General features: G+C 73.2%; 1 protein-coding gene. It reads left to right on the top strand.

Annotated features, from left to right (window positions below; genetic code table 11):
- Positions 1-1,472: SDR family oxidoreductase (locus R6V09_RS53020; protein WP_317888539.1), on the top strand; the 1,472-nt coding region annotated here is incomplete at both ends.

Here is a 1,472-nt window from a genome sequence, read left to right as displayed (position 1 = left end):
CGGACGCCCGGCGCCATGTCCTCCACCCGGCGCTGCTGGACGCCGCCCTGCACCCGGGTCTGCTCGCCGAACCGCCCACCGGACCGGCCCGGCTGCCGTTCGCCTGGCGGGGCCTGACCGTGCACGCCACGGGAGCGACGGCACTGCGCGTCCGTATGACGCGGCCCGACCCGGACACGATCACGCTCGATCTCGCGACCCCCACTGGCGCGCCCGTGGCCCGTCTGGAGTCGATGACCACCCGACCGGCACCGGAGATCGGTCCCGCCCCGGCCACGGAGCTGTACCGGCTGCGGTGGACGAGCGTGCAGACTGCCGGTGAGGTGCCTTCCGTCGCGGTGTCGGAGACGGACGACCTGGGCCTGGCCGCGTTCCTCGCCTCCGCCGACGACGAGGCGACCTGGTCCGAGGAGACACCGGAGACGGTCGTCGCCTCCTTGGCCGCTCCCGGCGGTGAGGATCCGGACCCGGTCGCCGAGGCACACCAACTCACCGTGCGGGCAATGCAGTTGCTGCAAACACACCTCGCCGGTTCCGGACGCCTGGCCGTGATCACGCGCGGCGCCACCGAACAGTCGCCCGACCTGCCGGCCGCCACGGCCTGGGGCCTGCTGCGGACCGCACAGGCCGAGTACCCCGGACGCCTCACCCTCGTAGATGTCGACGGCCACCCCGAGTCCCTACGGCAGCTGCCCGCCGCGCTCGCCACTGGCGAACCCCAACTCGCCGTACGCGAGGGCGTGCTGAGCGTGCCTCGACTGGCGACGGCGCCCCCTTCCGAGGACGCGGACTCTCTCGCCGGGGGCACCGTCCTGATCACCGGCGGCACCGGATCCCTGGGGGCGATGCTGGCCCGGCATCTCGTCGACCGGCACGGGGTACGGCGGCTCGTCCTCCTCAGTCGGCGCGGTGAACAGGCTCCCGGCGCACGGGAGTTGCGTGACGATCTTCAGCAGACGGGCGCACAGGTCGATCTGGTGGCCTGCGACATCACCGAGCGGGACCAACTCGCCGCCGTACTCAAGGCGTTCGGGCCCGACCTGACCGCCGTAGTGCACCTGGCGGGGGTGCTGGACGACGGCGTGCTGGCGTCGATGACACCTGAGCGGCTGGCGGCGGTGCTGCGGCCGAAGGCCGACGCGGCCTGGCAGTTGCACGAGTCGACGAAGGATCTGCCGCTGGCCCGGTTCGTGCTGTTCTCCTCGGCGGCGGGGCTGCTGGGCAACCCGGGGCAGGCCAATTACGCGGCGGCGAACTCCTTCTTGGACGCGCTCGCCCGCCATCGCTCCGAACTGGGCCTGCCCGCCCTGTCGTTGGTCTGGGGCGCGTGGGCGGACGAGGAGGGCATGGCGGCACGCAGCGGCCGGGTGCACGGCGGTTCGGTGCGCGCGGTCTCTCCGGAGCAGGCGTTCGCGCTCTTCGACGCCGCGCTCGGCAGCGCCGAACCGGTTCTCGCGCCACTGCCGTTGGAC

Source organism: Streptomyces sp. W16 (assembly GCF_033194735.1).
Lineage (GTDB): Bacteria > Actinomycetota > Actinomycetes > Streptomycetales > Streptomycetaceae > Streptomyces.
The sequence above is the reverse complement of the archived record's forward strand: the minus strand, read 5'-3'. Positions and strand labels throughout refer to the sequence as shown.